Origin of the sequence: Lutibacter sp., from assembly GCF_041596795.1 — a bacterium.
Taxonomy (GTDB): domain Bacteria; phylum Bacteroidota; class Bacteroidia; order Flavobacteriales; family Flavobacteriaceae; genus Lutibacter.
Genome location: NZ_JBFHHX010000197.1, coordinates 1 through 4,448, shown reverse-complemented (window position 1 = coordinate 4,448; position 4,448 = coordinate 1). Strand labels below are relative to the sequence as shown.

Annotated in this window: 1 protein-coding gene and 1 pseudogene; both read right to left on the bottom strand. The window is 31.4% G+C overall.

Going from position 1 to position 4,448, the window contains the following annotated elements:
* Nucleotides 1-366 (bottom strand): annotated as a pseudogene (locus ABY298_RS14985) (hypothetical protein); the annotation flags it as partial.
* 113 nt (nucleotides 367-479) lie between these two features.
* A complete protein-coding gene (locus ABY298_RS14980; RefSeq protein ID WP_372746861.1) occupies nucleotides 480-4,424 on the bottom strand; it encodes an alpha-amylase family glycosyl hydrolase in 3,945 nt (1,314 codons plus the stop codon).
* Nucleotides 4,425-4,448 lie beyond the last annotated feature (24 nt).

Here is a 4,448-nt window from a genome sequence, read left to right as displayed (position 1 = left end):
TGAATAATCACTAGAAGCACTTTTACTATCTGTAGCTTTTACTCTCCAATAGTAAGCAACTCCTTTTTCTAGCGCTATAGTTTTTGTAGTTGTAGTACTAGTTAAAGTATGCGCTAAAGTTGCAAATGTAGAACTCTTAGATACATCAATAGTATAGGTTATTGCGTTTGATTCTGGATCTGTTGATGCACCCCAAGTAAACACCACTGAATTATCTATACATAGTAAGTTATTAGTTGGATACGTTAATGTTGGTACTGTAGGAGCTTCATTTGTTTCTACTGGATCTGGAGTGTCACTTCCGCCGCCACCGCCACATGAAAATAATATACTACTTAGTGCTATAGTTGCTAAAATTTTTTTCATTTCTTATTTATTTTATAATTTATTTAATAGGGTTCTTACTTATAGTAATTAGTATCAAAGAATCTGATTGTTTTATTTGGTTTATTACTTAATAACTTTGCAATTGAATTTTTTTACTGTTTAACAATTTTAAGTATAACAGGCTGATCCAAAATTATTTTTGCTAAGTAGATTCCTGCAGGTTCATTAGTAATGTCAAGTTTAATACTTTCAGTATACATAACATGCTGTTTTTTAGATATTAATTGTCCAAATACATTATATAGTTCAATAGTTACATCATTTTCTGTAATTGGTAATTTAATTTCAACTTTTCCACTTGTTGGGTTTGGATAAAAGCTAATATCACTTTTTAAATTAGAAAAATCATTTATGGTTAAAGTGGTACTTACATCTACGTTTACAATCTCTAACAAACTCTCACATAATGATGTGTTATCTGTTGCTTTTACCCAATAATTTTTTGATTCTGTTAAAGCTTCGGTTGTATAAGAACTCCCTGTATATATTGATGTTTCAGCCAATTCTGTATCGTACCAAGTGTAGGTGTAATTAGCATTTGGATTTTCAACGTTTAATGTTGCTGAAGTTCCATTTGGAATTGTGCCAACATTAGAAACAGTTACTGATGGAAGTTCAATTGAAGTTGATACGTTCACTATTTGTTCACAACTGCTTGTATTTCCAAATTTATCTTTTACAGTCCAAATAATTATGTTTTCACCTAATTCCAGCGTTGTGCCAGCTAATGAAGTAGGTTTGTTTATAGTTTCTATATCATTTATTTTAGAAAAGTACAATTCCGTAATGGTTCCATTATCAGATGCTTTTCCATTTGAAGGCGATACGTTTGCGGTCCAAGTTTCTTCTGTATAATCGTACTGAGTTCCTGTAATAGTATAATTACAAGCACTTGGAGAATCAATATCTATAGTGATGGAAGTTATTTTTGGAGCAATAATATCTACATTTGATAAAATATATACAGGATCATTACTAGTTAAAGCAAACGTATCAGTAGTTGCGTTTACAGTGTATTTTGTTCCATCTACTGTAGAATCTCCGTTATATTTAAACCAATCTCCAGTATAAGTGTAACCTGGTGTAATTGTAGTGTCATTTGCTGTATCAAAATTACCAATTGCAATTACTTCTGTAGGATTTCCAGAGGCATTTGCTGTATTGTCATTTAAAGACATATACCGTGTCCATTCTGTTTCGCTACCAATATTTCCATAATCAACCGTTTGATACAAGTTAAAATTATTTCTAAATTTAAAAATATAGCTATAAAAATTATAGATTTCTTGTCTTTCAGAATTTTCATCATAATTTAATTCCCAAGCTGAAGATTTTTCACCTGTTCTACCATTTTCATCAATAGAAATGTCGTAACCTAATTCCCCAAATTGCCAAACCATTCTTGGTCCTGGAAGTAACAAATTAAAAGCAGCAGGAAGTTTAGTTCTATTAGAAAGGTAATTGTCTGTACCATTATTATTTGCTCCCCAAGTTTTTACTTTGTATCCAACTCTTTCTTCATCGTGGCTTTCCATATAGCTCATATAATTGGCAAAATTGAAATCTCTAGAAGTATAAACACTCGTCCAAAAACTTTTAATATTTGTGCCCATTGCCATTTCTAACCAACTATCTTGAGGGCCAGATCCCGACCATAATAAAATACCATAATCGGCTAAAACTTTATCCTCGTCATCGTTTGCAAGATGTTCAAATATTGCGTAAGTATTTGGATGGTTTGTCCACATTTGATTTACCATTCTTTCTAAAATTGCTATTCTGCAAGTGTTATAATTACTCGCCCAAGGATCATTTATATCTTGATCAGATTGTGTAAAACCTTTGGTAAAATCGAAACGGAAACCATCAAATTTAAATTCTGAAATCCAGTAATCTAAAATATCATCAACCATATTTTGTGTATGCTCACTGGCGTGATTCCAATCAGCTCCCCAATGTCCAGAAGTATCATAAATTCCTTTATGTTCTGCATTAAACCAAGGATTGTCATCCGCAGGTTGGTTTAAGTTGTTGTTCCAATATAACATAGCATTTGGATTGGAGTAAAAAGCGTGATTTAAAACTAAATCATTCACAACCGCAATGCCTCTTAAATGAGCTTCATCAATAAATTCTTTTAAATCGTTTTCTGTTCCATAAGCTTTATCAGCTGCAAAATAGTAGTTTGGGTTGTAACCCCAACTGTTGTTACCTTCAAATTCAGAAATTGGCATTACGTGAATACAATTTATGCCCAATTCTTTTATATAATCTAGCTTTTCTGTGGCTGCTTTATAGGTTCCTTCTTCTGTAAAATCTCTAAAATGAAGTTCGTATATATTTAAATCATTTCTAGAAATAGATCGGCTAAAAGTAGGAACTTGCCAAGAATAATCAGTTTTATTAAGTTCTAAAACAGAAGCTCTTCCCGAAGTTTTGCCTGTAGGATATGCAATTAAATTTGGATAAACTGTTGAAGCAATGTATTGATCATCTGGATCTGATATTTTTCGTGCGTACGGGTCTCCAATTTTAATTTCTCCATCAACTAAATATTGAAATACATATTCATTTTGTACAGGAGAAAGGGTAGAGGTGTTTAATGTAATCCACCAATAATCTCCATCTTTTTTTAATTGATAGGCGTTTGAAATTTCCCAATTGTTAAAATCACCAATTAAATGAACCACTTTTTTACTTGCCGAAGTTGAAGTTGAAGTAGTGTTTTCGCAATCACTGCTGTTATAATACTTATAAGTAGTACTTGTTGGTGTGTGAAGTACAAAAGTTACCTCATTTGCGCTAGGAAAGTTATAATTAATTCCTTTTTCTGCTCCAGTAGGCATTGTTTCTTCATCTACAATTCCATAGGCTTTAATTTCGAAATTTTTAGTTTTTGTTTCACTGCCAAAATCTACCAAAAGTTGGTAATAATGTGTAACATCAACATCTGAAAGCGAATGGCTAAATGTATAATTTTGAGTTGTAGAGCTATTTAAATTTGTATTTGTTACAACACCATTTTCATCTAATTCTATTAAAGTCCAATTTGCAGAAGTATTTGCCTCTCCAGTAATATTAAAAGTTTGATTTGTTTCAACTAAAAATGGATTATAAGTTGGATTGGTAATTAAAAAATAATTTTTAGGATTTATTGCTATATGGTAATTAGATCCGTTATTATCTTCTTTATTACTTCCAGTTTCATCTCTAAAAAGAAAATTAAGAGCAAAAGCATCATCATTAGTTGTTAACGCATAATAAGTTTCTATATTAGTTAGTGTAATTGTCCAAATATTTGCTGTTTCCGTAAGTGTCATTTCCCCAATTCCATCATCTGTTCCCCAATTTCCAACAGCCTTACTAAATAAGTAAGAATCTGGTTCATCTGTAGCAACACCAGAATGGAAATAAATTTTTGAAGCAGTTGCTAAAGCTGTTCCAGTTGCATCTAAAGTAATTGTAACCTGCTCACTTCTGGTTGGTATTGCAGGACTAATAGTTACTATTCCATTTAAAATAGTAGCATCTGTTATTGAAAAAGTTGCTATGTAATTTGCACCGTTATTGTTAGAATATTTATCACCATCGCTTGTTGTTGCTTGAAAATATATTTCAATGGTATAATCTCCTGCAGCTAAACCATTAAGTATATTAATAGTTTCTGATGAAGTATTCCATTTCTGATTACCAGAAGTTCCATCTACATTATCTTCAGCAAATGATAAACTAATTCCATTAAATGATGATGAAGGTGTGGTGTTTGTATTGTAAATTCTGTAATATAAATAAGCGCCAGTTACATCACTTCCGCTATTTTTCCAAGTTTTAATTTCTCCACCATTTAGCAAATAACTAGATCCGCTAGTAAAACTACCAAGGTTAGTACCATTAAAATCTGGTAGATCTGTAACTGCTTGGGCATCATAATAAGTACCACTATTTGTAATGATATATGATTGATAAATACCCGAATCTGCAAAAATTATATTCGTGAAAAAAAGCACAGAAATAACTAAAAGAATTTGTCTTTTCATGAATGTTATTTTTAATAATGTCTT

Bases quoted from the DNA above. Each gene is read 5' to 3' on its own strand.
- ABY298_RS14980 (WP_372746861.1), bottom strand. From the start codon at position 4,424: ATGAAAAGACAAATTCTTTTAGTTATTTCTGTGCTTTTTTTCACGAAT.